Origin of the sequence: Dyadobacter endophyticus, from assembly GCF_014641595.1 — a bacterium.
GTDB classification, from domain to species: domain Bacteria; phylum Bacteroidota; class Bacteroidia; order Cytophagales; family Spirosomataceae; genus Dyadobacter; species Dyadobacter endophyticus.
This window is the reverse complement of record NZ_BMIA01000007.1, coordinates 112,090-138,693: the sequence shown is the minus strand read 5'-3', so window position 1 is coordinate 138,693 and position 26,604 is coordinate 112,090. Positions and strand designations below refer to the sequence as shown.

Sequence of the window (26,604 nt, the reverse complement as noted above, 5' to 3'; positions counted from 1 at the left end):
AACTTTTAGTAAACAGGGAGTGATCCTGTTTTTCAGTTTCCACGTAGATTGAATTCTAGTAATAATTTAAAGTATGTCCCTGGATCAGGATTTTGATAACGAAGAAGAGGAAGGTGAAGGCAAGGAGATGTCGTTCCTCTCGCATCTCGAAGAGTTAAGATGGCACGTGATCCGCGCCGGTGCTTCGATTCTCGTATTTGCGATTCTTGCATTTGTTTATATCAAAGAACTCTATCACTATGTCATCATAGCTCCATCCCGAGCCGATTTCTGGACTTACAAAATGCTTTGTAAGCTTTCGGTTATTGTTGGGTATGAGGATTTGTGTATCAAGGCATTGAATTTCAAATTGCAGGCCATCGGAATGGGCGACCAGTTCACGATGAGTATGACCTCCTCGGTAATCGCCGGGTTGGTTTTTGCATTTCCCTATGCGTTCTGGGAAGTTTGGAGGTTTATCAAGCCGGGGCTGAAACCTTCTGAGAGAAGGTCTGCACGCGGAGCCGTATTCTATGTCACATTCCTGTTTTTTTCCGGGGTACTTTTCGGTTATTTCGTGGTAACGCCGCTCGCGATTAACTTTCTGGCCAACTTTACGCTGGATCCTTCTATTATCAATGAGTTTAGTATTTCTTCATACATATCGCTGGTGGCGACGTTGACGTTGGCTTGCGGCGTAGCGTTCCAGTTACCGATCGTTGTATTTGTGCTATCGAAAATCGGGGTGCTCACGCCGGCATTCATGCGTGAATACCGCAAGCATTCGATGATTGTAATTCTGATCGTGGCTGCGATAATCACTCCATCGCCGGATATTTACAGCCAGATACTCGTTGCGATTCCGCTTTTCATGCTTTATGAGCTCAGTATTATGGTTTCGGCGAAAGTGGAGCGTGAGAAATTGCGCGAGGAAAAACGCCTTGCGAAACTAGGCGGAACAACTACCGAAGATTGATTTAGGTAAGATATTAAGCGATAAACTGCTTACAGACCTCGGCCAACCGGTCGAGGTCTTCTTTTTGGTGCAGGCTGCTCACCGCAATGCGCGTCACCGGCGCGTCGGCAGGAGAAGGGTAGGGGAAACACGAAGCCATCACACCGTTTCGGAGCAAATAATCAAAAAGTGCCGCATTGGTCGAACAGAACACAGGGTAACCGGCAACGGATTCGAAAAGCGTGCTACCCGCTATTCTTTGGTTGAAATAGCGAATATTTTCCATCAGCAACACGTGTGCCGCGGCATATTTGTCCTCTTCCAAAAGCCTCTTCAATGCATAAACATAGGCGGGTGCAGGCGGGGAAGCGCCGGCGAACCAGGGCGATTGCCGAACCTTTTCAATAACGCTTTTGGGTCCTGAAATAGCTCCGGCAGGAATGCCCATCGCTTTGTTAAGAGAAGAAACAAAAACAGTTTGAGGCAGCAGTTTTTTGCCAATATTGGAATAAATACCTTTTCCTTTTACGCCAAGCACGCCAAGTGAATGCGACTCGTCGAGGATCAGCCAGGCGGGTTTCTCTAATGCGTCGAAAATAGTAAAATCGAATGCTTTCACCATCGGCGAACCTACCGCATCGGAGCAAATGATATGCGCAGTGCCGGGTGAGGCCCCGTTGATCTTTTGAACGGTTCGGATAGCCCATTCCTGCCATTCCAAACCTGTCCGCTGAAATGCGGTGCCCCACAAAGCCGGATGGACGCCCGGAGCGTAATGGAAGATGATATTGTCGGGATTCGAATGGCTTTGAACTACATTTTCAATTTCCTTCATCAGCAACTGCCCGGCCCACATGCCGGAGGAGACGATCAGCGCAGCGTCGGATTGCAGAAAATCAGCCAGTTGCCGTTCCGATTCGTCATAAATATCGAGCCGGAGACTGTTATTCCTTGAACTCCCATAGTGATTTCCGAAAGTTTCCGTAGCTGAATGTACATAGTTACGAAGGTCTTCGTTGTGTCCCATTCCGAGATAATCCGTACCGCTGAACCACAAAAATTTCCGTCCGTCGGTAGTCTCGACGGTCCTGCCGGGAAGCTTACGGGTGTGATGGACGTTCACGGCCGTGATTACTGGATTTCAGGTTTCAATGCAGCGCCGGTGCCGTTCCCCTTGGCATAGATTACTTTGCCAAAATCGAAAGTAACCCCGGTGGCTGGGTCGTTGCGGATCAGCAAGGAACCGTCCATATCGACATAATCCAGTAGCGGAAGCAAATGCGCGATGGCGGATATACCCACGCTGGTTTCCGTCATGCAGCCCACCATGGTTTTCATGCCCAGAGACCGCGCTGTTGCGATCATGCGCAAAGCTGCGGTAGGTCCGCCGCATTTGGTCAGTTTCACGTTAATGCCATGAAACAGGCCGTGGCATTTATCGACATCCTCTTCAATAATGCAGCTTTCATCGGCGATTACAGGCAATGTACTGGCGGCAAATACCTTTTTCATCCCTTCGATATCGTCGGCGGGCAATGGTTGTTCAATGAACTCCACACCCAGCGCAGCCAGTTGTGGGGCGAGCTCGATCGTTTTATCGGCTGTCCAGCCGCAATTGGCGTCGACGCGGAAAAGTGCGTCAGTATTTTTCCTTAATTCCTGTACAATGCGAAGGTCTTCGTTGGTGCCCAGTTTGATCTTGTAAATCGGCCACGGAAGTTCTTTCATTTTGGCCACCATTTTCTCCACCGTGTCGATCCCGATCGTGAAGTTAGTCATAGGAATATGCTCGGGCGACAATCCCCAGCTTTCGTACAGTTTCTGGCCTTTCTTTTTGGCAAAATAATCCTGTGCGGCCTCGTCCAACGCACATTGCGCGAAAGAATTGTCTCTGAGAAGCGGGTGTACCATGCTCCAGAGTTCTTCCGCAGAGGCATATTTCCCCTTTTCGACAATATCCCTGACCATATCCAGCGTCCCGATCATATTTCCGATCGTGATGCCGTAATACGGATTAGAAGTTGCCTCGCCGAAGCCGGAATACAGACCGTCGCTGAGCTGGACGATCAGCGTTTGCTGCACATCGCGCGAGTCGTGCGCGATGGTGAAGGTATGTTTGAGTTGAAGGTCGAAAGTGTGGTACGTAAGGCGCATACGGTGTCGGAAGTGAGGATTTCGGGGCCTAGTTTCGCATGTCGAGCCCCCACGATAGTTTACTTCTCAATGTATTCAAAAAACTGTCATCTTTCATCTTGATAAGACGGGCTATAAAGCCTGCTTTGCGCACCAGAAGCTGTGTGTTTTCGTCGACAATTCGTGAACGCGCGTCGAGCGAGACGAGGAAGTTGCTGCTGCGGCTTTTCACTTCGAGGCGGATCACGGCCGTATCTTCCACTACCAGCGGGCGAACATTCAGGTTATGCGGACTGATCGGCGTGACGATAAAGTTCTGCGAATGCGGCACCAGTACAGGCCCCCCGCAGCTTAACGAATAGCCTGTCGAGCCTGTCGGCGTCGATACGATAAGTCCGTCGGCCCAGTAGGAGTTCAGAAACTCGTCATTCAAATAGGTATGCACCGTGATCATCGACGAAGTATCGGTTTTGGTGATCGTGAAATCATTCAAACCGAAGTTCAGTCCGTCGAAAAGATCGACATTGGATTCTACTTCCACGAGCGTGCGCTCATCAATGCGGAACTGGCTGTTTTCGAGCGCGGCGATCATGTCGGTGATGCGTTCGGGGGAGACGGTGGCCAGGAACCCTAAACGGCCGACATTGATACCGATAGCCGGCGTCTGCCGGCTGCCGACGTGCGAAATCGTCTCCAGCAATGTGCCGTCGCCACCCATACTCACGATCAGACGTGCGTCGAAAAGTTCTTCGGGTTTTTCGTAAACCAGCTCGGAATAATGGGAAATGCCGGCCTGATCCAGAAATGTCCTGAAAGACTTTGAAAGCTGGACTTCAACTTTTCTGCGCGCCAGTTCATCGAACATATTTTCAATGAACGGCCTTGCGGACTCATTAAAGTTGCGTCCGTGAATGGCGATTTTCATGAAGGAAAAATAAAACTTGTGGTTTCAGCCGAAAGATACAGGACAAATGTGCCGATTCAAAAGCCGCAAGCACATTTGAGGAAGCGGGCGTCCGGGTACCGAGCGCCGACCGCTAGGTCGCCAGGTAACGCAAGAGCATATCGAGCCGCTCCTGGTCGAGGCTTTCGATGGGGTCGTTGGCATGTGCCTCTTCGATCTCGTACCCGAAGCGTTCGAGCGTCGCGATGATGGGGGTTATGTGCGTCCGGTTCAGTTTAAGCGTGAGCCGCGCCTCATTAGTAGGGTTATAAACTTCTCCGGACGAATAGTAGCTGCTCAGGATCTTGACACCGTTAGACTCAATCAAACGGCTGATTTCCGATAGCGAGTAGCTTCTTTCCGCGATTTTAAGGACAATAACCGCGCCTTTTTCCTGCACGCCCAGCTCGTTGACGAAATGCTCGACCAGGTCGGTAACCAGAATGCTCCCGGCAAAAGCCCGGTCATCGTGGAGCACCGGGATAATCAACAACCCGAACTGGTTGACGAGCCGGAGCAGCTCGTAAGGATGCTGTTCCTCGGTCGCGAAAATGTCCTTATGCTGGATGATTACTTTGGAAAGCTGCTCGGAAATGTCGGTAATATCGAAAAGGATATCTTCCGAAACGATCCCCTGGTAGACGCCCGAGTCGGCGACGACCAGTTGTTTTACACCAAACTCGTCCATCCAATCCAAAGCCGTGCCCACCGAGTCGGTCGGTTTCAGCAGGGGGATCATAGGATTTATCAGATTGGCTGCGAGCATGGGTCAGAACGTCATTTTTCGAAGCTATAAAAAAACAATATATAGATCAACTATCGTAACAAAAGAAATTTCCCTGATTGCCGGGTTTCTAGGCAGTTGGAACCGGGACATCTTTTTCCAGGAAACTTTCGAGGATCACATTGAACTCGTGCGGGTGCTCCATCATCGGTGCGTGGCAGCACTTATCGATAAAGTACAATTCGGAGTTAGCTATGAGACGGTTGAACTCATAACCGACATGCGGCGGTGTGATGGTGTCGTTAAGACCCCACACGAGTAGCGTCGGAACGGTGATCTGGTGCAAATCTTTTGCAAGGTTATGCCGCTGAGCCGATTTCGCGATACCTACAATGCTCATGCATTTAGGAATGCTTGAAGTGGTTTCAAATACCTCGTCAATCAGTTCTTTCGTAGCCACTTCCGGGTCATAGAATGTATAGGCCACACGCTCCTTGATATAATCGTAACTTCCGCGTTTCGGGAATGAGCCGCCCATCGAGTTTTCGAACAGGCCAGAACTGCCGGTAAGTACGAGGCGCTGCACGTTCTCCTGGTTTTTCAGCGTGTAAAGCAAGCCGATATGGCCGCCCAGTGAATTGCCGATCGCCGTAACATTGGTAAGGTTTTTAAACGAAACAAAGTCTTCAAGAAAGGCGAGCAATGCTTCCAGACCGGCTTCCCGCGGGGGAAGCTCATAGATGGGAAGCAATGGAATGATAACTCTGTAACGGTTCGAAAAATGATCAATAATGCCGTCCCAGTTACTTAATGCACCGAAAAGGCCATGCAAAAGCAGTAATGTCTCGCCCTTTCCCTCGTCGATAAACTTAAACCTGCCCTCTGCACGTACTGTATATTTCATTCTTTTGTGGATTTAAGACCATTTATAACTTATCAAAGAAACTAGTGCATGATTGGGCTACTCTACAAAACTAGTTATTTTTTTGATTGTTCAATGAGGCAAAGTAACAAACGCGTTTCTAATTTCTTGTAAATATTATATTAATATTAAAAGAATTAGTCGAATAACACAGAATGGTGCAATTCTGTTCACATGGCTCAACCACGGTGGGGGCTGTCATACGGCAGGTATATTTTGCCGGATCCTGCCTTACCCCTTTTGCCTGCCTTTCGTTGATCGGACCTGCTCTTCCGGCCATTAATCATACCGGATCCGGTCGTTTTCAGTGTAACCGAAATTTAGGTAGAAAATGTTTGTAAAGGAATTAGAAAAAAATTAAATGACTAACCTATCCGGCCTGTTGGCTGCCATTTGCCTTGTTCCGGTGTTGTCGGCTCCGCTGCTCGCACAAACGGAGATGCCGCTTTACCCGGGCCGTGTTCCCAATGCCAAAGAGGCGGAAAATCAGGAAACAAACGAGAATAACGTCGTGCGGAATGTTTCGAAGCCGACATTGACAGCTTTCCTTCCGCCAGCTGGCACGGGAAATGGTACCGCTGTGATCGTTTGTCCAGGCGGCGGTTACGGCGTGCTGGTCATAGATCGTGAAGGTTACCGGGTAGCGAAGGAGCTCAACAAGGCCGGGATAGCAGCATTCGTGTTGAAATACCGGTTGCCTAATGACCGTGTCATGCAAGATAAGGCGGTGGGGCCATTGCAGGATGCGCAGCAAGCCATTAAAACAGTGCGCGAGAAGGCGAAGGAATGGCGAATTGATCCTGCCAAAATCGGCATCATGGGCTTTTCGGCGGGTGGGCACCTCGCGTCTACGGCGGGTACACATTATGACAGCACATTTATCGATAACCCTCAAAAAACAAGTCTTCGGCCCGATTTCATGGTGCTTGTGTACCCGGTAATCAGTTTTGACGGCAAAATAGGGCACAAAGGCTCGTCGGCCAACCTGCTGGGTGCTTCACCCTCCGCGGAACGGGTCAGGTATTTCTCCAACGATTCACAGGTGACGACCTCCACGCCGCCTGCCTATCTCACGCATGCAGGCGACGACACAGTTGTGCCGGTATCGAACAGTATTCGCTTTTATGAAGCACTGAATGCAAAAGGCGTCGCTGCCGACATGCATATTTATTCCCAAGGCCAGCATGGCTACCCCAAAACTCCATCGTTCGACGAGTGGTTTGGCCGGTGCCTGCATTGGATGCGTACGAACAGCTTCCTGACGACCCAGTGACATCGGCTGTCAGCGCTTAGACAGAAAATGGCCGCCCGTACGCATAGCGTCCAGCCTCTCGAAAGGCGAATTGGCACTGATGTATTCCGGGATCAACGATTTCAGGACGGCGACCATTTGCCCGGAATCGCCGGAGTCGAGCGCTTTCTGCAATGAGGACATCGCATAGCGCATGCATTGCTCTGCCGAGGCAGGGAAACGGCAAGATTTAAGTAGCCCGGAGGAGGTTGGTTGCATACCGTCACCATAGAGTTCTTCGATTAATTTTTCGCCTGGCCTGAGGCCCGTAAATTGGATCCGGATGGCTGTTCCAGCCTCCAAACCTGCAAGCCGGATCATTTTGCGTGCGATCTCGACTATCCTTACCGGCTTTCCCATATCGAATGACAAAATCTCGCCGCCATCACTTGCGGCAGCGGCTACTAGTACGAGCTGGCACGCTTCGTTGGCCGTCATCATATACCGCTCGGTTTTCGGATGTGTTACCGTAATAGGCCCACCTTCCCGGATCTGCCGTGCAAAACGGATCAGGAACGAGCCGTTCGAGCCCAGGACGTTACCGAACCGGGTGATGATAAATCGGGTTTGGCTGGGATATTCGCTGCTCAGGTATTGCAGGTAAAGCTCGGCGAAGCGTTTTGTGGCACCCATTACGCTGGCGGGCCTGATGGCCTTGTCTGTCGAAATAAAAATGAACTTCCCGACCCGGTAGGAGACGGCCAAGTCGGCGAGGATCTCGGTGCCGAGTATATTGGTTTTGATCGCCTCGTAGGGATGCCGTTCCATGAATGGCACATGCTTGTAGGCTGCGGCATGGAAGACAATGTGAATATTTGTCCGGGAAAACAGATCCGCCATCCGTAATGGGTCGGTAATGCTCCCGATGTGGCTGTAAATGTCGGTTTGCGGAAATTGCTGTTTCAGTTGAAGGTCCAGCTCGTAAAGTGCCGTTTCCGACTGATCGACTAATACGATGCTCGCGGGGGTGCAAGCGCAAACCTGGGCGGCCAGCTCGCCGCCGACCGTACCCGCGGCGCCCGTGATGAGGATATTCCGCCCGTGGATTTCCTGAATGCTGTTTTGCAGGTCAAGTATAATTGGTTCGCGTCCCAGGAGATCTTCCGGCCTGAATGTGAAATGGGGATAAGTGTGTCGTGGTGTTTGCATCTGGATATCGTTTTTGAATAACTGATATCCTTGATACGCTGCTTTGGGAGTTTGGTAACAAAAAAAGAGCCGTAAAATGTACAGCTCTTTTTGTAAGGTATTATTTACAAACTTTTTAGATCAACTTTTCGAAAATACCGGGGGCAAGACCGAACAGAATAGTCAGGAATGTTGCGAGTACTAGAATGATCTGATAAAATGGCGCAACCCGGATCCTTACTGTGTCACCTTCCTTGAAATAGGAAGAGATAATGACCCGGAAATAGTAGTAAATACCAATTGTCGACATCAAAACAGCGATCACCGTAATCCAGATAATACCGCGTTCTGCTGCGCTGGTAAAGATGAAGAACTTACCCCAGAACCCGGCAGTCAGCGGGATTCCGGCGAGGGAAAGCATTGATACCGCCAGAACGAAAGCCAGCAAAGGATTTTGTTTGGCCAAACCATTGAATGCTTCGTAGCGCTCGTTGGGCTGTCCTTCGATGCTTTTTTCTTTGGAAACGAGCATCAGCACACCAAATGCCGAGATAGTTGATAAAGAGTAGGCGAGTGAGTAAAATATAATGGCGTTTTGAGTAGGCTTGCTCAGGGCCGTCAGCGCGATCAGCAGGTAACCGGCGTGAGAGATACCCGAGTAGGCAAGCATTCTTTTAAAGCTGTTTTGGCTGGTGGCACCGATGTTACCCACGAGCAAGGTAAGTACTGCTATCGCCGCAATGACGATCCACCAGAAGCCGTAAATGGCAAAGGTATGGTTCAGTAAGCGAAACAACGCGGCGAATCCTGCGGTTTTCACGACGGTCGACATGAAAGTAGTGAAAATGGTAGGTGCGCCTTCGTAAACATCTGGCGTCCAGAAGTGGAACGGCGCGGCCGATACTTTGAAAAGCATACCGATCAGCAGCAGCAGCAAACCTGCGTAAAAGATGTAGGACTGCGAAGCCGCAGGCATATTCGACGCGAAGCCCTGGATATCTACCAGATTGAACGAGCCTGTTGCGCCGTAAAGCAATGTCATACCGAATAGCATGAAACCCGTCGCAAATGCACCCATGAGCAGGTATTTCAATGCGGCTTCATTGGAACGCAGGTTACGTTTGTTGCTTCCTGTGAGCACGTACATGGCCACGGAAAGGATTTCGACACCGATAAAGAGCATAATCAGGTGATCGAAGCCGATCATCATGATCGCCCCAACGAGCGAGAAAAGCATCAACCCATAATATTCGGCCGGTTCGGAATCCGCATTATCCTGAAAACCACCTGAGATGGCGACGATCATAAAAGCAGAAAGCAATACGATGCCGTTGAACGCGAGCGTCAGATTATCCACCCGGAGCATGTCGTCGAAGTACAGGAACGGCCCTTTTCCCCAATCGATGAAGTTGCTTCCCAGTGCGAGCGCAAGAAAAAGCAGGGTAGATGGCAGGAGGATGTTTTTGGATTTCGAAAAGCCCAGAAAAAGCGTTAACACTCCAAAAACCGACAACAATATAATGGGATACATATTCTTAACTTAGTTATTGACCAGTTGCAACAGTTGGTTTACAGCGGGCTCTGTTATTTTCAGGAATGTGCTTGGGTAAATACCGATCCAGAATACCATGATCACCAGCGGCAGCAGAACGGCGCGTTCGCTGGCGGTAAGGTCCTGGAAGCCTTCCACCCATTTCGATTTCGGTCCGAACATGGATTTCTGGAAAAGACGGAGCATGTAAACCGAACCGAGAATGATCGTCAGACCGGCCACAGCGCCCAGCCAGCCTTTGTATTGGAATACACTTGAAAGCAACAGGAATTCCCCTACAAAACCGTTGGTAAGCGGCAATGCAACGCTACCGAGCAACAATATCATAAAGTACACGCTCAAATGCGGTGTGCTTTGTGTAATGCCTCCGAGCTGATCGAGGTAGCGGGTTTTAGTTCTGGAATAAATAATGTCGACGATGAAAAACAGCCCGATGACGTTGATACCGTGCGCCAGCATCTGGATCAATGCGCCCTGCAAGCCATTCAGCGAAGAAGAAAATACACCGGCTGCCATCAATCCTACGTGTGCGAAAGACGAATAGGCGATAAGCGTTTTCATATCGCTTTGCTGGATTGCGATAATGGAACCGTAAATGATACCGATTACTGAAAGGATCATCGCCAGGAAGCCCCATTGCTCCATGCCCAGGGGCACGATCGGTAGCAGCAGGCGGATCAGACCATAAACCCCCATTTTCAGCATAATACCCGACAAAAGCATTGTTGCTGCGGTAGGCGACTCGGTGTAGGTATCCGGCTGCCAGGTATGGAACGGGAAAAGCGGCATTTTGATCGCAAAAGCGATGAAGAATGCCCAGAACACGTAACCTTGTGCTGTGGAGCTGAGTTGCAGTTGGTAAAATGCAGCTATTTCAGAAGTATGTGTGCCCGGCGTCTGGTAATAAAGGTAAACCAGTGCGACGAACATAAACAAGCTTCCGAAAATGGTGTAAATGAAGAACTTGAATGTAACCTTAATCCGGTTCTCACCGCCCCAGATCGCCGCAAGGAAGTAAACGGGGATCAATGCGGCTTCGAAGAACAGGTAGAACAGGAAAGCGTCGGTAGCTGTAAAAACACCGATCAGCGCCGCTTCCATAAACAGGATCAGCGAATAGAATGCCGCCGGGTTTTTGTACTCGTTTTTAAATGCCGAAAGGATGATCAGCGGGGTAAGAAAAGTAGTGAGTAAAACCAGCAAAAGGCTGATACCGTCGATGCCCGCAGCGAAAGAAATGCCACCGGAAGCAACCCAGGCGTATTTGAAGCCGAATTGCGAACCTGCGGCGGGGTCGAATTGCAGCCAGGTAAAAATAGCGACGCCCAATGAAGCCAGGCCACCTACCAGCGCAAGCTGCTTAGCCATGCGTTCGCCGGCCAGGAGGGTGATAACGCCTGCCGCTATCGGCAAAAGTATTAAAAGAAGAGTAAGCATATTTTCAAGTCGACGGTCCGAAACTAATAGGAAACGGATTTATGGATGATCGGATCAGAGTAACAGCTTCCAGAATAATATGACCACAATGCCGATCACCATCGCGAAAACGTATTCGCCGGTGGAGCCGGTTTGTGTTTTTCTCAACAGTTTGGCGCCCAACGACACGAGCCTTACAAACGCGTCGATAATCAGGTCAATAGCGAATTCGATTCCGGCATACAGGAAGTTGGAAAGCACTTTGATAGGCCGTACAAACACTGCATCGTAGAGTTCATCCACATAGTATTTGTTATAAATCGCACGCTGCAAGCCCGATTTCTCTTCCGAATCCGGAGCCGGTACCGCGCCTTTTTGCACATACATCACATAAGCCGCAATCGCGGAGATCAGTGCCGCTGCCACTGAAATGGCCATCAGCATATATTCTTGTGAATGCGAAAGGGAAGTATGCCCGAATGCCGCCGGATTGGCTGTTTTTGCCAGGTCATAAAGCGGGCTCATGAACTCGGCCAGATGGTGCGAACCGTGCAGTGCTTCGGGAACGCCGATGAAACCGCCCACAGCAGAAAGTATGGCGAGGATGATCAGCGGCACGGTCATCGAAGCAGGCGATTCATGCAGATGATGCTCCTGCTCGTGCGTACCGCGGAAGGTCCCGAAGAATGTCAGGAACAACAGGCGGAACATATAGAAGGAGGTCATTACCGAACCGAGCACACCGATTACCCACAGGAGTTTGTTATGCTCAAAAACGTGTGCAAGGATTTCATCTTTGGAGAAGAAACCTGCAAACGGCGGGATACCTGAAATCGCGATAGTGGCGATCAGGAAGGTAAGGAATGTAACAGGCAATTTCTTTCTCAAACCACCCATTGAGCGAATATCCTGCTCGTCGGACATGGCGTGGATTACGCTACCTGCACCGAGGAAGAGCAATGCTTTGAAGAATGCGTGGGTGATTACGTGGAACATCGAGGCCGAATAAGCCATTGCGCCAAGACCCATGAACATATAACCCAGCTGACTCACGGTAGAGTAGGCGAGTACTTTCTTGATATCGTTTTGCAGAAGACCGATCGAAGCGGCGAACAACGCGGTAGCGCCACCGATAATACCGACGATTTCGAGCGTCGAAGGGGCCAGTGAATAGAGCACGTTGGAGCGGATCACCATGTAAATGCCCGCAGTAACCATCGTTGCGGCGTGGATCAGGGCTGACACGGGTGTCGGACCGGCCATCGCGTCGGGTAACCAGGTGTACAGGGGAATCTGCGCCGATTTACCCATTGCTCCCACAAAAAGGAACAGCGTAATGGTAATCATCACCGGATCGCCCACCTGGAAACCAGCTGCGGCTTTGCTGAAAACCTCGGAATACTCAACCGAACCGAATGTGGCGATGATCGTGAAGATACCCAGCAGGAAGCCGAGGTCACCCACGCGGTTCATAATGAAAGCCTTGCGGGCCGCATTGTTGTAGTTGGTGTTCTTATTCCAAAAACCGATGAGTAGGTAAGAGCAAAGTCCTACACCTTCCCAGCCGATGAACATGATCACGTAGTTGGAACCCAGCACCAGCAGGAGCATGAAAAACAAAAATAGGTTCAGGTAAGCGAAAAACTTACCAAAACCCGAATCGTGGTGCATGTAGCCGATCGAATAAATGTGGATCAGCGAGCCTACGCCGGTAATGATCATCAGCATGAGCAGCGAAAGCTGGTCGATCTGGAATGAGAATGGGACGTTGAGGTCGCCGACGGTGATCCAGTCAAAAAGCGGAACGATAAACGGCTGGCTGCCGGACGCTACGAATGCATTGAACGTCATGACAGACAAGACGAAACTGGCTACAACGGCCAGCGTTCCGATAATACCGACTGCGCCTTTGGGAATATTGCGAAATCCTATTCCGTTGATCAGAAAGCCGACGAGCGGCAGCAGCGGAATCAGGATGAGTAATGATGCAGACATGTCTATTTTTTAATCTTTAATCTCTTGATTGTGTACCGGTTATGTGCCGATAATTACCATTTCAGCTTGTTGAGGAACCCGATGTCCGTATTTCTGGTGTTGCGGTAAATCATTACGATAATGGCGAGCCCCACGGCCACTTCGGCGGCGGCGACAGCCATAATGAAGAACACGAAAACCTGAGCGGAAGGATCAGACCGGTAGGAAGAGAATGCGATCAGCAGCAGGTTTGCGGCGTTGAGCATCAATTCGATCGACATAAAAATGATGATGGCGTTCCTGCGCGTAAGTACGCCGATGATACCGATCACAAATAACAGGGTAGCGAGAATCAGGTAGCTTTGAAGTGGGATATGTTGAATAACCGCTGGTATGTTAACCTCTGGCATGGTAGGGTTTGGGATCATAGCAGGTTTACCTAATGGGATATCCGGTTAAAATAGTCAAAAATAGATTTCAGGCAAAAATAGACATAATTACTACTTACTCAAACCTGAGCTGCGATTATGTCAACGTTGGGTTAATCCCCTTAATTTAATCTCCGTCAATTTCCGTTTGGTGTCGAGCGGGAACTCGCCTTTCATCATCCAGTCGAAAAACGACGGTTCGTTTTTCAGGATGTCGGTCACCCGCTTGCCATTGTGCTTGCCAAAGTTGAAAACTTCTTCGCCTTTGTCGTTGAACACCATCCTGCCGGCGAAGTCGACGATCCTGGAAGCGGTAAGTTCGTGCAGCGCAGCCACATCGTTTTTGACCGGCTCGGTTTCCTTACCATGCGAATCGGTGATGATAACACCCTGATACTTTTCGATTTGTCCTTGTAAAACTTCGAATGTCGCGATGGTATCTGCCTCGGCGCTGTGGGCGTTATTGAGGGTTTTACCACAATAAAATTTGTAAGCCGCCGATAGGTTGCGAGGCTCCATCATGTGGTAAATGCGCTGCACATCCACCATCCGCCGGTTCTTAATATCGAAGTCGACCCCGACACGCAGGAACTCTTCCACGAGCATGGGAATATCGAAACGGTTGCTGTTGAAACCCGCCAGATCACAACCATCGAGGAATGAAGAAAGGTTTTTGGCAACGCTTTTGAAGGTCGGCGCGTCCTTGATATCCTCGTCGTAAATGCCATGTATGAGGCTGCTTTCCAGCGGAATAGGCATTTCAGGATTGATCCTGCGGGTGCGCATCTCAGTCTCGCCATTCACCAATGCTTTAACAACGGAAATCTCTACAATGCGGTCGCGGACAATATTTACTCCTGTTGTCTCAAGATCAAAAAAAGCAAGGGGCTTTTTGAGATGGAGGGTATGCATGGGTTACTCTGGTTGATTTGGCAGCGCGAAGTTAAGGTGAACCGCTTGATGGCACAAGGAATGGGCTTGTTTATAAAGATTATAAAAAAGGTCAGGCGTGGTCAGGTGTAGTCATTTGCGGTAAAGAGTAGTCAAGAGAGGAGAATTTTCGTCCACAACTCCTGATCAGAACTGACAATGATAACTACACCTGACAATACCTGATCACATATGATATCAATCAATCCAATCGTACGACTTCGTTACCGCCTTTTTCCAGCCTTTGTAATAAGCATTCCGCTTTTCTTCCGGCATATCGGGGTTCCAGGTGTGGGCTATGGCCCAGTTTTTCTTCAAATCTTCGGTGCTTTTCCAGTAGCCTACGGCCAGTCCGGCGGCGTACGCTGCGCCTAGTGCAGTCGTTTCGGCCACGGCCGGGGAAACTACCTGCGTGTTGAGAATGTCGGATTGGAACTGCATCAGCAACTGGTTGTGGATCATGCCGCCATCGACACGCAGACTGGCGAGTTGGATACCGGAATCCTGCTCCATGGCTTTTACGACATCAGCCGTCTGGTAAGCAGTGGCTTCAAGTACCGCACGTGCAATATGCCCCTTGTTCACGTAACGCGTAAGGCCTGCGACCACGCCGCGGGCGTCGTTGCGCCAGTAAGGCGCGTACAGGCCCGAGAATGCAGGTACGAAATAGGCGCCGCCGTTATCCTCGACGGTTTGGGCAAGCGGTTCTATATCACCGCTATTCTGGATCAGTCCGAGGTTATCGCGGAGCCATTGCACGAGTGCGCCAGTAACTGCCACGCTGCCTTCCAGCGCATATTGCACCGGTTGGTCGCCGAATTTGTAGGAAATGGTTGTTAACAGGCCGTTTTCGGAAGTTTTCAACTCGGTACCCGTGTTCATGACGAGGAAGCAGCCGGTACCATAGGTATTCTTGGCCATTCCGGGTTCGAAGCAGGTTTGACCTACCAATGCGGCATGTTGGTCGCCCAGGTCGCCGGCAACGGGTACGCCGGGAAGCACCTCATGGGTGGCATAGCCGTAAATTTCACTGCTGCTTTTAATCGCAGGCAGCATGATTTCGGGGATATTGTAAGCGTTCAGCATCGATTGGTCCCATTGCAGCGTGCGCAGGTTCATCAGCTGCGTGCGGCTGGCATTGGTAACGTCCGTCACGTGAATGCCGCCCTGCGTGCCGCCAGTAAGGTGCCAGATCAGGAATGTGTCCATGTTCCCAAAAATTGCCTCGCCTTTTTCAGCGTCTTCACGAATACCTTCTACGTTTTCCAGCAGCCATTTCAGTTTTAAACCACTGAAATAAGTAGAAACGGGCAGCCCGGTAATGTCGCGGAACTGGTTGAGGCCGCCTTCCTTTTCATATTTCGCTACCAGGTCGGTGGTCCGGGTATCTTGCCAAACCAAGGCATTATAATAAGGCTTCCCGGTGCGCTTATTCCATACGACCGTCGTTTCGCGCTGGTTGGTAATGCCCACCGCCGCGATATCCTGCGTGTGTGCCGATATGTTGATCCGCGCCAGGGCAATTACTTCCAGGGTATTTTTCCAGATTTCGGTGGGGTTATGCTCCACCCAGCCCGGGTGTGGGTAAATCTGTTCGTGTTCTTTCTGTCCTACCGAAACGATATTCCCCTGATGGTTGAAAAGTATGCAGCGTGTGCTGGTAGTTCCCTGGTCAATGGCGGCAATGTATTTGGACATAATGGTATTATGATTGATTTTATTTGTAGTAAAGCAAGTAAATAGGGAAAATTAACCGATCAGGACAAATGCACGGGCAATTTTATTGAACGGAGCACGGTAAAACCGTCTGGCGGCGTTGGCTGTATTATATTGCAGCCTAATCGGGCTACAAACATCCTCCCATGAAAAACAGCAAGGTCAGAAAAGGGTTATTGGCATTGATTTGCCTCATACTCGTATTTTTTGCGCTCGACCTGGCCTTTCCCTTCAACCCCGATATTCGTTATGCGACGCAGATCACCGACCCGAAAGGCCGCGTAGTCCATGCTTTTTTGAGTAGGGAGGATAAATGGCGGCTCTATTCGAATGTGGACGAAATCACACCACTACTTCGGAAAACACTCATTTATAAAGAAGACCAGTATTTTTACTACCACCCCGGCGTGAACCCGTTCGCCGTCGTTCGGGCGGCCGTCAGAAATGCATTTTCGGGAAGAAGAACTTCCGGCGCGTCCACCATCACGATGCAAGTGGTGCGGCTGATGGACCCGCGCCCCCGAACTTACGCCAACAAGGTGGTGGAAATGTGGCATGCATTTCAATTGGAAATGCATTATTCCAAAGACGAGATCCTCCAATTTTACATTAATCTCGTACCGTATGGCGGCAATATAGAAGGTATTAAAGCGGCCTCGCTGCTCTATTTCGGCAAAGCGCCGCAGCTGCTAAGCCTCGCCGAGATCACCGCATTGACGATCGTGCCCAACCGCCCGTCGGGCCTGCGCCCGGGTACGCGCAACGACGCATTGCGTGAAGCCCGGAATGCCTGGCTGAAACGTTTCGCGGAAGACGGCCTTTTCGACGAAAATGTGATCCGTGATGCATTGGAAGAGCCTTTGAATATTCGTCGCCTCCAAACGCCACGCCTTGCCCCGCACCTTTCTATCCGTCTCAAACAGCAATTTCCTGATGAACCGGTAATCCGAACGAACCTCAATCTGCAAGCGCAAAGCCAGATCGAAGAGCAGGTGAGAAACTACATCAACCGCCGGCAATTGATGAATATCCATAATGCAGCGGTGCTGGTCGTGAACAATGAAACCATGGAAGTGGAGGCCTACGTAGGTTCGGCGGACTTCAATAATCCGTTCGATGGTGGTCAGGTCGATGGCGTGAGGGCCGTGCGGTCGCCCGGGAGTACCTTGAAACCGTTGTTATATGCAACCGCATTCGATGCAGGCATTATCACGCCCAAGTCGGTCTTGAATGATGTTCCGGGGAATTTCAATGGGTATGAACCTGAAAACTTCGATAAGCATTTCAATGGGGCGGTTACTACTGAATTTGCATTGGCTAATTCGCTGAACATACCCGCCGTGAAAGTTTTGAAAGACATCGGCACGCCCGCATTGATCGCCAAACTTCGGAAAGCAGGTTTCAAAACCGTCGATAAGCAGGCCAAAGATTTGGGCCTTTCGATGATATTGGGCGGCTGCGGGGTTACTTTGGAAGAATTGACGCGGCTTTTTGCGGCATTTGCCAATGAGGGTAAATTGCGCAACCTGCGACTGAGCGACGGGGATGTTTTGGATAAAAAAGGAACCCCGGTTCTGTCGGAAGATGCTACATTCCTCACTACCAGCATCCTGACCCAGATCACCCGTCCTGATTTACCTACTAATTTTGACAATACCTACCATTTACCACGCATTGCCTGGAAAACCGGGACATCATATGGAAAACGGGACGCATGGAGCATTGGGTATAACCGCCGGTACACTGTAGGGGTTTGGGTTGGAAACTTTTCGGGAGAAGGGGTCGCCGAGCTCAGCGGCGCCAATACTGCCACGCCTTTGCTGTTTTCAATCTTCAATGCATTGGATTACAACTCGCCGAAGGGCTGGTACAAATCGCCGGCCAATATTTCGCTTCGCAATGTTTGCCCCGTGAGCGGCGACATTCCGTCGGACTTCTGCGATCACCAGGTTCCTGATCAATACATCGTGGGCGTTTCTGCTTACCGGAAATGCCAGCATATGCGCTGGGTTTTTACGGACGTGGCGGGAAAAATGTCCTACTGCACCTATTGTCTTCCTGAAAAGGGCCTTGAAAAAAAAGCCTATCCTAACCTCGCGCCGGAACTGATCGCATTTTATGAATTGCAAAAATTGCCTTATCAAAAGATTCCGCCCCATAATCCGAAATGCGAAAGGGTTTTCCACGAAGGAGCGCCGCTGATCGTCAGCCCGAACGACGGAAGTGAATATTATATTCGCAAGGATGAGCCGCAGCAAATCCAGCTCGCCTGCCAGGCGGCCAATGATGTGCAGGAAGTTTATTGGTATGTCAATGATAAATTATACCAAAAATCACCGCCGCAGGAAAGCGTCTTCCTGAGTCCGCCGCTAGGGCGCGTTAAGATTTCCTGCAGCGACGATAAGGGGCGCAATGCCGACATTTGGGTCGTCGTCAAACGGATGTAGCTGTCAGGTGTGGTTTTGACAACACCTGACTTTTTCTGACCATCATTACAGCGGCTGATCTTTCGCTTCCTGGTACAGCACCTGAACGAGCGTCTGGCCGACTGCCTTCAATGTCTTCGGATCGATGTGTTCCATCGTATCGTGTGCGGTATGCCATTGGTCGAAGAACGTTTTGCTCATGTTATTCTGGTGCGTGTGGATGATGTCGATCATCGGAATGCGGGCTACTTTGTTGACGGGCACGTGGTCGTCGGTGATCGCACCGCCGGTTTCGTCAATGAAATAGTTGCTGTAACCGAGGCGACTGGCGGTCGCCCATACCTGCCTTACCGTATCATTGGCCAATTGAACGGAATAACCCTCTTTGAAAAAAGTAGCGTCTTTCGCACCCACCATGTCGAGCAGGACGCCGAAATAGGCTGTATAGTTAGGATTATGCTTGTTGGCCGCCCAATGCTTCGAGCCGAGGCAGAAGCCGCTGTATTCCAATCCGGTATCTTCGGAGCCCGACGAACCCCAGTCTTCCGCGTCGAAAAAGATGATATCGACGCCTATATCCGGCTTGGTAGCCTCTTTGGAAAGCACCCGTGCGATTTCAAGTAATACGCCCACGCCGCTGGCGCCGTCGTTGGCTGCTAGTACCGGTTTGTTTTTCACCAAAGAATCCTGGTCCGAAAACGGTCGTGAATCCCAATGCGACGTCAGCAGGATGCGCTTGCTTGCCTGGGGGTTAAAGCTTCCGATAATGTTCCGCGCATTCAGCTTGGTACCGTCGTAGGTAGTGGCGGTAAATGGCTGCTCGACGACCTGCCAACCATATTTTTTCAAAGTGGCAACAAGGTAATCACCACAAGCCCTGTGCTGGGCAGTGTTGGGCACGCGTGGGCCGAAATCGACCTGCTTTTGTACAAACTGGTAAGCGCTGTCGGCATTGAAATCCGCACTTTTGACGAGCGCAGGCGGTGCCTGTTCGGCGGTTTGCTCGGAACTCGTGTTGCTTTTACATCCGTAAATGCCAATGATGATTGCAAATAGGATAGCTAACTTGTTGTTAATGAATTTATTGAAAAGAAATGACATCTCCTGATAAGATATTGTTACGTTTTGTAAAACCTGTATTTACCTCTACGACGTACTTTGCATCGCCCATAGAAGGAACGCTTTCTTCGGAAAAAGGGCCTGGCAATTGACACAACCTTTTTGTCTGAACCCACACAGGTACCACCACCAACTATCAGCAGTGCCCCAATAAAATATGCGAGTAGCGGCCGTCCTTTTTTAGCTACTCCTCGTACGCCCAGTCGATCCTTGTCTTGGTGTCGCGGATCACCAGCCCCTGATTTTTGAAGTAAGAACGGATTTCGTCCACTTTTTCGTAGTTCTGCGAGAGTTTAAATTCCCGGTACAGTTTCAGCATGCCGTCCAGTATTGCATGGCCTTCGGCGAGCTCCTCTACCAACCCGAGCACGTCCTCGAAGAATACTACGAACTGTTCTTTCAGCGAAGTAAATACCGCCTCGCCCAGTGCAGCTGATTTCAACTGGCCGGTATTCAGCATGTTGATGTATTTCAGCATGTTGAAAAGATTGGCAAATGCGACGGCCGTGTTCAGGTCGTCATTCATAGCGTTGTAAAAGCCTTCAATCGACTTTTCGATGTCGGACTTTTTTGCTTCGTCGGCATTCACGGCGTCCTCGTGCGCGTAGGTGAGCATTTTGGCAATGCGAAGGCCGTTGGCCAATTTTTTATAGCCCTTTTGCGCGGCTTTCAATGCATCGTTCGAGAAGTCAAGCGTGCTGCGGTACTGGCTCTGGAGCATGAAGAAACGCACGGTCATCGGGCTGTAAGCCTGGTCGAGCAATTCGTGCTTTCCTGAAAACAGTTCTGCAGGAAGAAACGAGTTGCCTAGCGACTTGGACATTTTCTGGCCATTGACGGTCAGCATATTCGTATGCATCCAATACCGGACAGGCTCTTCGCCGGTCAGCGATTTACCTTGTGCGATCTCGCATTCGTGGTGTGGGAATTTGAGGTCCATGCCACCACCGTGGATATCGAATTGCTTGCCTAAATATTTGGCACTCATGCAGGTACATTCCAAATGCCAGCCGGGAAAGCCCTTGCCCCAGGGCGATTCCCATTGCATGATGTGCTCCGGGTTAGCCTTTTTCCACAACGCAAAATCCAGCGGGTTACGCTTTTCGGCCTGGCCGTCGAGGTCGCGGGTCTCGTTCAGCAAATCTTCGATAATGCGTCCTGAAAGCTTACCGTATTCGTTGCCGCCTGCCTGGTACTTATTAATATCGAAATAAACCGAACCATTGGATTCATAGGCCACACCCTTATCGATCAGCGTCTGCACCGCCTCGATCTGCTCGATCAAGTGGCCGGTGGCGGTAGGCTCGATGCTAGGCGAAAGTAGGTTGAATATCGCGGTAACATCATGAAAATCATTGGTATACCGCTGCACGATCTCCATAGGTTCGAGCTTTTGCAGCTTCGCCATTTTCCCGATCTTGTCCTCGCCTGCGTCGCCATCACCCACGAGGTGACCCACGTCGGTAATGTTGCGGACGTAACGCACTTTGTATCCTATGTGCGTCAGGTAACGGAACAGGATATCAAATGACAGGAAAGTCCGGATGTTGCCCAAATGCACATTGTTATAGACCGTCGGCCCGCACACATACATGCCTACATACGGGGGAGCAATGGGAACAAATACATCCTTTTTACGGGTAAGCGTATTGAATATTTTAAGTGGTTGGAAAGTTTGTGCGGTCATTTATATGTTGTACTTTCTTGATTACTAGTTTTTCTTTTCGAGACGCGTTTCGACCCAATCGATGATTTTTTCGGCTTTCTTCAGACCTAATGATGCGGTATCGGCGCTTCGGATTCCCTGATAACCCATATCAATATGGAGGATTTCGTAGGCCCCAGTAAAGTTTGACAAAAGTGTTTTATCAACTCGGCCTAGCTCTTGCTGATACCATTCTACACTCTTTGGCGTCTTTTTGTTTTTCTCTTCTAAAAGTTCGTTCAATGCCAACAACACTCCAGTGTACGCTGTGTGTCCCGCGATTTTGACATACTTCCGGTCCTGATAAAGTCCATCCTGCTTCCTTGCATTGTTGCTGAGAAAATCCTTTGCATTGTCAATGTGTCGTCTTGCTTCTGAGATTGCTTCCATGATAGTATGTGATTAGAGTGGTGTATTATTTTGATTCAGACAAAAATAGCAAATAACCCAAGATTGATTTGTAGTCTAAGCGAGAATGAGCTGGCGGGGAGAGGCTATTCGGCCGTTTTGTTTATCTTCGCAGCGTTTTTGCATTTAAAATCCAGTTTGAAACTAACTTAAAATCAATACAGTAATCACTTATGAGCTTACTTACCGTAGGATCTGTTGCATTCGATGCGCTCGAAACCCCGTTTGGAAAAACAGACAAAATTATCGGCGGTGCTGCCACTTACATCACACTAGCGGCCTCTTACTTTACCAAACAGAATAACCTCGTCGCAGTTGTGGGAGGTGATTTTCCAAAGGAAATGATAGACCTGCTCGAAGATCACGGCGTGGACACCAAAGGTTTGGAGATTGTGCAGGATGGCAAGACGTTCTTCTGGTCGGGTAAGTACCATGAGGATATGAACACCCGCGACACGCTGATTACCGAGCTGAATGTCATGGAGCATTTCGATCCGATCATTCCGGATTCCTACCAGGGTACCGAGTTCCTAATGCTGGGCAACACCGTCCCGGCAACTCAGAAACTGGTGATCGAGCGTCTGGCGAAACGCCCGAAGCTGATCATGCTCGATACCATGAACCTGTGGATGAATATCGCTCTGGATGACTTGAAAGCCGTTTTGAAACTGGTTGACTTGCTTACTATTAATGATGAGGAAGCACGCCAGCTTTCGGGTGAATACTCTTTACGCAAAGCTGCGAAGAAGATCATGGCGATGGGCCCCAAAACGCTGATCATCAAAAAAGGCGAGCACGGCGCGTTGTTGTTCCAGGCGGACCGTATATTCTTCGCACCTGCATTGCCGTTGGAAGAAGTGTTCGACCCGACCGGCGCAGGAGATACATTTGCGGGCGGGCTTATCGGTTACCTTGCTGCTACCGATGATATTTCTTTTGATAATATGAAGCGTGCGATCATTTACGGCTCGGCGATGGCATCTTTCTGCGTGGAGAAATTCGGTACCGAGCGTTTGGTGAACCTTTCACAAGAGGAAATCAATGCGCGCGTTCAGGAATTTGTGAATTTGTCGAGCTTCGAGATACAATAAAAGTTTAAAATTCAGAGTAAATGAGTCTGTGAGTTGGAATTATATTTCTGCTTATAGACTCTTTTTTTATCCGGCCTATGGGCCCGATTGATGGAAAAAACTGTAACCCCGCTGATAACCTGAAATTCCCGATGAAACTGTTTGTTCAAAAAATCTTCCTTCTGGTGGCTTGCGCCGCACCCGTTTTACCTGCATTCGCACAACAGCATGCACGCCCTGCATTACCGCACTCCAAACACAAAACCATCGTGATCGCCCACCGGGGCAACCATGTGAATGCGCCGGAGAATACGCTGGCATCCACACGCGAAGCCATTGACTGTGGTGCGGATTATGTGGAAGTAGATTTGAGAACAACCAAAGACGGCCACCTCATAGCCCTGCACGACGCAAAAGTTGACCGGACTACCAATGGAGCGGGGAAAGTAGCAGATATGACCTGGCAGGAAGTGGAAGAATTACAGGTTTTCAACCGCAACAAAAAGACGCACCGCATTCCCGAGTTCAAGGAAATTTTAGCGCTTTGCAAAGGCAAAATCAACATTTATCTCGACTTCAAGGACGCCGACATATCCGAAACCTGGAAGCAAATCAAAGCCACTGGGATGGAGCATCAGGTAGTGGTTTATTTAAATAAGGAGGAGCAATACAAAAAGTGGAAAGAAGTAGCGCCCGACATGCCGCTGATGACCAGCCTTCCCAAAGAAGTTACAAACAAAGAACAGCTGGCTGCATTTCTGGGTCAAATGCATATTCAGGTTGTGGACAACATTACCAACCCTGAACTGCTCAAAGCCGCGCATGAACTTGGCCTATCGGTCTGGCTCGACGTTCAAAGCCCTACCGAAGGACCGGCTTCGTGGAGCGAGGCATTGCATAAAGGGGTGCAGGGTTTGCAGACAGACAAGCCGGGGGAACTGGTGTCGTATATAAAGGGAAATGTTCAATAGCATTCGAGGGAATAGATCAAAGATCAGGTTGAAATGCTATCTCCCGACCAGATTAACTACTAGTGGGATGTCGGTGTAATGGTATGATAGATGGGGCAATCCGGGTCATGCGCTCCGGGCAGATACCCGGTACTCATTAAAAATTCGTTCACAATCTCACCGCCGGTAAACTTAAAAGTCTTCTTAAACAGCTTAACCCACTGCTCTTTGGTCAAAGGATGATGTGCGTCGATCCAGCTTTTGAACGACCCGTATTCTTTTTTCAATTCAAGAATCTTCTGCGCATTCACGATCGCGGCGTTCACTTTCAACCGGTTCCGGACAATGCCCGGATCGGCGAGGAGCCGATCGCGATCGGATTCATCGTAAGCAGCCACTTTTTCGATGGAAAAATTATCGTAAGCCGCGCGGAAACTGTCCTGCTTCCGGAGCATTAGCGTCCAGCTAAGCCCGGCCTGGTTGATTTCCAGCAAAAGCCGCCCGAATAGCTCGTCGTCATCGTCGATCGGGAAGCCGTACTGGTTGTCGTGGTAATGTTTGTGGAGCAGGTAATCAGCCTGCTCCGAGGGGTTGTTGATGATGTAAGTGCAATATGACATCGCGTTGATTTTTAGGATCTTGTCCTTTAAAATAGCTTATTTCAAAATACCGATCTGTACTTCGGTAATATTCCGGTCCGGATTTTCAAAATCCATATTCAAATAAATCTCCCGGCTCTGTCCCGACATGACCAGCTTTTGGGACATGATCTCGCTGAAGAGCGAACCGTAAGTATTAATCAGCCCATCCCAATTTCCGTAAAGCTGCTCGGTAATGCATTCAAATGCTTCGAGCTGCTTCAATTGGTAAGGTGAATCAATAGTGTGTGAAGGTGGCGTGACAGGTAATGCAATGGTGAGTGTGAAAACCGTATCGGGGCGTCCGTCCGCACCCTGGTAAACCCAGTAAACCGGGCCGGTAATTTCGAGGTCGTTGCGAACCGCATCCTGATACAGTTTCCGGGCTTCTACACGTACATACTGAAAAATTTCCTGGAACGAAGTCCGCGTTTCGAAATACAAAACGTGGATAGGTTGAATGGTTTTAGTTTGCATGGCTAACAGATGTTTCCACAAAATTCAAACCTTCGAATGACAACCCTATGTCAGCAGCATTCAGTTTTTTTCACTGTGCCGCCTGGCTTTTATTCTTCGCGCCTGCTGTTGCAGCCAGGGGTAGCTGATATACACGACTTTCGTTGCACCTATGCCTATACCCGCACCCATGAGCACGTCCGCCAGCCAGTGGTGGTTGCCGAGGACCCGCATTGTCCCTACGGCCGTGGCCGTTCCGTAGCCGCCTATGCTGTATAATACGCTTCGTTGGCCGTATTCCTCATGCAGAATCGTGGCGTTGGTAAATGCGGTCGTGGCGTGTCCGGATGGAAATGAATGGTTATCCTCCCCGTTAGGCCGCTCGTAACGCACAATGCGTTTCAGGCTTTGCGTAACGCCTTGCGCGATGATGTTCGACAGCAAAGCCAGGATTACCTGATCGCCCAGCTTATGTTTCCCTTTTACGCCCGCCGATGCAAGCCCGAGGCTTACCACGCCCGGCGCATACGGTAGGTAGTCGTCCAGGTGCGTATGATAATTGGGATATTTAGAAACCACATGCTCCTGCAAATTCCGACTGATTTTGCCCTGCACGATAAGGCCGGCGAGTCCAAGGGAAACAGGGGGAATAATGTCCCCGGCTGTCACTTTCCAAAGTTTGGTAGAATCCTCCTGCGCAAATGCGGACCGCGGAAGGATTTGCAGACAAAGAAAAAGGCATATCAAATATGCCTTTGTAAATTTTGGGATCATAAGATTGCTTCTCTCACACGTACGAGTCTTTCCAATAACCCTTCCAGCTGATCGAGCGGGAGCATGTTAGCGCCGTCGGATTTGGCTTCGGCGGGGTTGAAATGGGTCTCGATAAAAAGACCATCGGCGCCCACGGCAATGGCTGCCTTGGCTATCGTTTCGATCAGTTTGGGCTTGCCGCCGGTTACGCCGGAGGTTTGGTTGGGCTGTTGCAATGAATGCGTGCAGTCCATCACTACGGGTACGCCGAATGCGGCCATTTCGGGCAGGTTACGGTAATCTACAACCAGATCGCCATAGCCGAAACTGTTGCCTCGATCCGTGAGAATCACTGGGGCGTCCGGATTTACTTCATTGATTTTTTCGGCAGCAAATTTCATCGAAGCACCCGAAAGGAATTGCCCTTTCTTCACATTCACAGCCTTACCTGTGCGCGCTGCGGCTGCGAGGAGTTCTGTCTGGCGGCAGAGGAATGCGGGTATTTGCAGAACATCGACATACTCAGCGGCAAATGCGGCTTCGTGTGATTCATGTATATCGGTTACAGTAGGAATGCCAAAAGTCTGACTTACTTCTTGCAAGATTTTCAGCGCTTTTTCATCACCAATCCCGGTAAACGAATCGATCTTGGTGCGGTTGGCTTTGCGATAAGAACCTTTGAATATATAGGGAATGCGAAGGCGGTCGGTAACCGTCACGATATGCTCGGCGATTCGCAGGGCCATATCCCGTCCTTCGATCGCACAGGGGCCGGCCATGAGGAAAAAGGAGGTCGAATCGGTGTTTTTCAGCTTCGGTATCGAGATCATACTGGTGTTGGTATAGATATTGATAAATGTTTCGCGAATGTACGGCTATCCGTAATGTTCTGTTTGCAATCAATCGATTTCTTGAAACAGATGCCTTATAATTGGCTGATTTCCTGCTTTTTTTTATTTTAAACAGGGATTGTGCAATAATATGGCCT

24 protein-coding genes are annotated in these 26,604 nt (G+C 49.8%); 5 read left to right on the top strand and 19 right to left on the bottom strand.

The genetic code is table 11. The annotated features are described in order from the left end of the window. Positions 1-73 precede the first annotated feature (73 nt). A complete protein-coding gene (gene tatC, locus IEY24_RS30910) occupies positions 74-955 on the top strand; it encodes a twin-arginine translocase subunit TatC (RefSeq protein WP_188939160.1) in 882 nt (293 codons plus the stop codon). Between the two features lie 13 nt (positions 956-968). Here the strand turns inward: tatC and IEY24_RS30905 are convergent, their stop codons facing one another. The 5 genes from IEY24_RS30905 to IEY24_RS30885 form a co-directional block, all read right to left on the bottom strand. After that, positions 969-2,057: an aminotransferase class I/II-fold pyridoxal phosphate-dependent enzyme gene (locus IEY24_RS30905; RefSeq protein WP_188939159.1), complete on the bottom strand. Its 1,089-nt coding sequence runs from the start codon at positions 2,055-2,057 to the stop codon at positions 969-971. Positions 2,058-2,065: 8 nt separating this feature from the next. Beyond that, positions 2,066-3,088 carry a dipeptide epimerase gene (locus tag IEY24_RS30900; protein ID WP_188939158.1) on the bottom strand — a complete coding sequence of 341 codons (1,023 nt, stop codon included), beginning with the start codon at positions 3,086-3,088 and terminating at the stop codon, positions 2,066-2,068. 28 nt (positions 3,089-3,116) lie between these two features. Next, on the bottom strand, positions 3,117-3,992 hold the full coding sequence (locus IEY24_RS30895) for an NAD kinase (RefSeq protein ID WP_188939157.1): 876 nt from the start codon (positions 3,990-3,992) through the stop codon (positions 3,117-3,119). A 112-nt stretch (positions 3,993-4,104) separates the two neighbouring features. Next, positions 4,105-4,776 carry a CBS domain-containing protein gene (locus IEY24_RS30890; RefSeq protein WP_188939156.1) on the bottom strand — a complete coding sequence of 224 codons (672 nt, stop codon included), beginning with the start codon at positions 4,774-4,776 and terminating at the stop codon, positions 4,105-4,107. Positions 4,777-4,864: 88 nt separating this feature from the next. Then, positions 4,865-5,638 (bottom strand): alpha/beta fold hydrolase, encoded by a 774-nt coding sequence (locus tag IEY24_RS30885; RefSeq protein ID WP_188939155.1) that lies wholly within the window; start codon positions 5,636-5,638, stop codon positions 4,865-4,867. Between the two features lie 379 nt (positions 5,639-6,017). Between IEY24_RS30885 and IEY24_RS30880 the strand changes: the two genes are divergently transcribed. Beyond that, on the top strand, positions 6,018-6,929 hold the full coding sequence (locus IEY24_RS30880) for an alpha/beta hydrolase (RefSeq protein ID WP_188939154.1): 912 nt from the start codon (positions 6,018-6,020) through the stop codon (positions 6,927-6,929). A 9-nt stretch (positions 6,930-6,938) separates the two neighbouring features. Here the strand turns inward: IEY24_RS30880 and IEY24_RS30875 are convergent, their stop codons facing one another. The 7 genes from IEY24_RS30875 to glpK all read right to left on the bottom strand — a co-directional run bounded on the left by IEY24_RS30875 (position 6,939) and on the right by glpK (position 16,073). Continuing rightward, positions 6,939-8,096: a polysaccharide biosynthesis protein gene (locus tag IEY24_RS30875; protein WP_188939153.1), complete on the bottom strand. Its 1,158-nt coding sequence runs from the start codon at positions 8,094-8,096 to the stop codon at positions 6,939-6,941. A gap of 115 nt (positions 8,097-8,211) precedes the next feature. Continuing rightward, entirely contained in the window at positions 8,212-9,606 is a 1,395-nt protein-coding gene (locus IEY24_RS30870) for an NADH-quinone oxidoreductase subunit N (RefSeq protein WP_188939152.1), read from the bottom strand. Positions 9,607-9,615: 9 nt separating this feature from the next. Continuing rightward, positions 9,616-11,064: a complex I subunit 4 family protein gene (locus IEY24_RS30865; protein WP_188939151.1), complete on the bottom strand. Its 1,449-nt coding sequence runs from the start codon at positions 11,062-11,064 to the stop codon at positions 9,616-9,618. A gap of 54 nt (positions 11,065-11,118) precedes the next feature. Further along, positions 11,119-13,038, bottom strand: a complete 1,920-nt coding sequence (gene nuoL / locus IEY24_RS30860; protein ID WP_188939150.1) for an NADH-quinone oxidoreductase subunit L — start codon at positions 13,036-13,038, stop codon at positions 11,119-11,121. Positions 13,039-13,091: 53 nt separating this feature from the next. Continuing rightward, the gene (gene nuoK / locus IEY24_RS30855) at positions 13,092-13,445 is read right to left on the bottom strand and encodes an NADH-quinone oxidoreductase subunit NuoK (RefSeq protein ID WP_090154958.1); all 354 of its coding nucleotides are present in this window, start codon (positions 13,443-13,445) and stop codon (positions 13,092-13,094) included. 102 nt (positions 13,446-13,547) lie between these two features. Continuing rightward, positions 13,548-14,357: a 3'-5' exonuclease gene (locus tag IEY24_RS30850; RefSeq protein WP_188939149.1), complete on the bottom strand. Its 810-nt coding sequence runs from the start codon at positions 14,355-14,357 to the stop codon at positions 13,548-13,550. 216 nt (positions 14,358-14,573) lie between these two features. Beyond that, positions 14,574-16,073: a glycerol kinase GlpK gene (gene glpK / locus IEY24_RS30845; RefSeq protein ID WP_188939148.1), complete on the bottom strand. Its 1,500-nt coding sequence runs from the start codon at positions 16,071-16,073 to the stop codon at positions 14,574-14,576. A 164-nt stretch (positions 16,074-16,237) separates the two neighbouring features. Between glpK and pbpC the strand changes: the two genes are divergently transcribed. Continuing rightward, positions 16,238-18,538, top strand: coding sequence for a penicillin-binding protein 1C (gene pbpC, locus IEY24_RS30840; RefSeq protein ID WP_188939147.1), 2,301 nt, complete (start codon positions 16,238-16,240; stop codon positions 18,536-18,538). Between the two features lie 45 nt (positions 18,539-18,583). Here pbpC and IEY24_RS30835 read toward each other — a convergent pair whose 3' ends face one another. From IEY24_RS30835 to IEY24_RS30825, 3 genes are all read right to left on the bottom strand, one after another. Then, positions 18,584-19,618, bottom strand: coding sequence for a M28 family peptidase (locus tag IEY24_RS30835; RefSeq protein WP_188939146.1), 1,035 nt, complete (start codon positions 19,616-19,618; stop codon positions 18,584-18,586). A gap of 202 nt (positions 19,619-19,820) precedes the next feature. Further along, entirely contained in the window at positions 19,821-21,323 is a 1,503-nt protein-coding gene (cysS, locus tag IEY24_RS30830) for a cysteine--tRNA ligase (protein WP_188939145.1), read from the bottom strand. Positions 21,324-21,347: 24 nt separating this feature from the next. Further along, positions 21,348-21,731, bottom strand: coding sequence for a DUF5618 family protein (locus IEY24_RS30825; RefSeq protein ID WP_188939144.1), 384 nt, complete (start codon positions 21,729-21,731; stop codon positions 21,348-21,350). 191 nt (positions 21,732-21,922) lie between these two features. On the opposite strand from IEY24_RS30825, the gene IEY24_RS30820 reads away from it, so the two are divergent. Further along, the gene (locus IEY24_RS30820; RefSeq protein ID WP_188939143.1) at positions 21,923-22,840 is read left to right on the top strand and encodes a PfkB family carbohydrate kinase; all 918 of its coding nucleotides are present in this window, start codon (positions 21,923-21,925) and stop codon (positions 22,838-22,840) included. A 131-nt stretch (positions 22,841-22,971) separates the two neighbouring features. Then, positions 22,972-23,790, top strand: coding sequence for a glycerophosphodiester phosphodiesterase family protein (locus IEY24_RS30815; RefSeq protein ID WP_188939142.1), 819 nt, complete (start codon positions 22,972-22,974; stop codon positions 23,788-23,790). A gap of 59 nt (positions 23,791-23,849) precedes the next feature. Here IEY24_RS30815 and IEY24_RS30810 read toward each other — a convergent pair whose 3' ends face one another. From IEY24_RS30810 to kdsA, 4 genes are read right to left on the bottom strand one after another with little or no spacing between them, the layout of a single operon-like run. Then, positions 23,850-24,389, bottom strand: a complete 540-nt coding sequence (locus IEY24_RS30810) for a DNA-3-methyladenine glycosylase I (protein WP_188939141.1) — start codon at positions 24,387-24,389, stop codon at positions 23,850-23,852. 36 nt (positions 24,390-24,425) lie between these two features. Next, positions 24,426-24,884, bottom strand: coding sequence for a GyrI-like domain-containing protein (locus IEY24_RS30805; protein ID WP_188939140.1), 459 nt, complete (start codon positions 24,882-24,884; stop codon positions 24,426-24,428). Between the two features lie 60 nt (positions 24,885-24,944). Then, a complete protein-coding gene (locus tag IEY24_RS30800) occupies positions 24,945-25,637 on the bottom strand; it encodes a phosphatase PAP2 family protein (protein WP_188939139.1) in 693 nt (230 codons plus the stop codon). Then, on the bottom strand, positions 25,634-26,446 hold the full coding sequence (kdsA, locus tag IEY24_RS30795; RefSeq protein ID WP_188939138.1) for a 3-deoxy-8-phosphooctulonate synthase: 813 nt from the start codon (positions 26,444-26,446) through the stop codon (positions 25,634-25,636). The genes IEY24_RS30800 and kdsA overlap by 4 nt, the downstream gene beginning before the upstream one ends. Between the last annotated feature and the right edge of the window lie 158 nt (positions 26,447-26,604).

What these genes read in the sequence shown, in the direction of transcription:
- pbpC (WP_188939147.1), top strand. Translation starts at nt 16,238, where the DNA reads ATGAAAAACAGCAAGGTCAGAAAAGGGTTATTGGCATTGATTTGCCTC.
- IEY24_RS30810 (WP_188939141.1), bottom strand. Translation starts at nt 24,389, where the DNA reads ATGTCATATTGCACTTACATCATCAACAACCCCTCGGAGCAGGCTGAT.
- IEY24_RS30890 (WP_188939156.1), bottom strand. Translation starts at nt 4,776, where the DNA reads ATGCTCGCAGCCAATCTGATAAATCCTATGATCCCCCTGCTGAAACCG.
- kdsA (WP_188939138.1), bottom strand. Translation starts at nt 26,446, where the DNA reads ATGATCTCGATACCGAAGCTGAAAAACACCGATTCGACCTCCTTTTTC.
- IEY24_RS30870 (WP_188939152.1), bottom strand. Translation starts at nt 9,606, where the DNA reads ATGTATCCCATTATATTGTTGTCGGTTTTTGGAGTGTTAACGCTTTTT.
- IEY24_RS30825 (WP_188939144.1), bottom strand. Translation starts at nt 21,731, where the DNA reads ATGGAAGCAATCTCAGAAGCAAGACGACACATTGACAATGCAAAGGAT.
- IEY24_RS30835 (WP_188939146.1), bottom strand. Translation starts at nt 19,618, where the DNA reads ATGTCATTTCTTTTCAATAAATTCATTAACAACAAGTTAGCTATCCTA.
- IEY24_RS30805 (WP_188939140.1), bottom strand. Translation starts at nt 24,884, where the DNA reads ATGCAAACTAAAACCATTCAACCTATCCACGTTTTGTATTTCGAAACG.
- cysS (WP_188939145.1), bottom strand. Translation starts at nt 21,323, where the DNA reads ATGACCGCACAAACTTTCCAACCACTTAAAATATTCAATACGCTTACC.
- IEY24_RS30850 (WP_188939149.1), bottom strand. Translation starts at nt 14,357, where the DNA reads ATGCATACCCTCCATCTCAAAAAGCCCCTTGCTTTTTTTGATCTTGAG.
- IEY24_RS30815 (WP_188939142.1), top strand. Translation starts at nt 22,972, where the DNA reads ATGAAACTGTTTGTTCAAAAAATCTTCCTTCTGGTGGCTTGCGCCGCA.
- nuoK (WP_090154958.1), bottom strand. Translation starts at nt 13,445, where the DNA reads ATGATCCCAAACCCTACCATGCCAGAGGTTAACATACCAGCGGTTATT.
- glpK (WP_188939148.1), bottom strand. Translation starts at nt 16,073, where the DNA reads ATGTCCAAATACATTGCCGCCATTGACCAGGGAACTACCAGCACACGC.
- IEY24_RS30800 (WP_188939139.1), bottom strand. Translation starts at nt 25,637, where the DNA reads ATGATCCCAAAATTTACAAAGGCATATTTGATATGCCTTTTTCTTTGT.
- IEY24_RS30820 (WP_188939143.1), top strand. Translation starts at nt 21,923, where the DNA reads ATGAGCTTACTTACCGTAGGATCTGTTGCATTCGATGCGCTCGAAACC.
- IEY24_RS30900 (WP_188939158.1), bottom strand. Translation starts at nt 3,088, where the DNA reads ATGCGCCTTACGTACCACACTTTCGACCTTCAACTCAAACATACCTTC.
- IEY24_RS30895 (WP_188939157.1), bottom strand. Translation starts at nt 3,992, where the DNA reads ATGAAAATCGCCATTCACGGACGCAACTTTAATGAGTCCGCAAGGCCG.
- tatC (WP_188939160.1), top strand. Translation starts at nt 74, where the DNA reads ATGTCCCTGGATCAGGATTTTGATAACGAAGAAGAGGAAGGTGAAGGC.
- IEY24_RS30885 (WP_188939155.1), bottom strand. Translation starts at nt 5,638, where the DNA reads ATGAAATATACAGTACGTGCAGAGGGCAGGTTTAAGTTTATCGACGAG.
- nuoL (WP_188939150.1), bottom strand. Translation starts at nt 13,038, where the DNA reads ATGTCTGCATCATTACTCATCCTGATTCCGCTGCTGCCGCTCGTCGGC.
- IEY24_RS30865 (WP_188939151.1), bottom strand. Translation starts at nt 11,064, where the DNA reads ATGCTTACTCTTCTTTTAATACTTTTGCCGATAGCGGCAGGCGTTATC.
- IEY24_RS30880 (WP_188939154.1), top strand. Translation starts at nt 6,018, where the DNA reads ATGACTAACCTATCCGGCCTGTTGGCTGCCATTTGCCTTGTTCCGGTG.
- IEY24_RS30875 (WP_188939153.1), bottom strand. Translation starts at nt 8,096, where the DNA reads ATGCAAACACCACGACACACTTATCCCCATTTCACATTCAGGCCGGAA.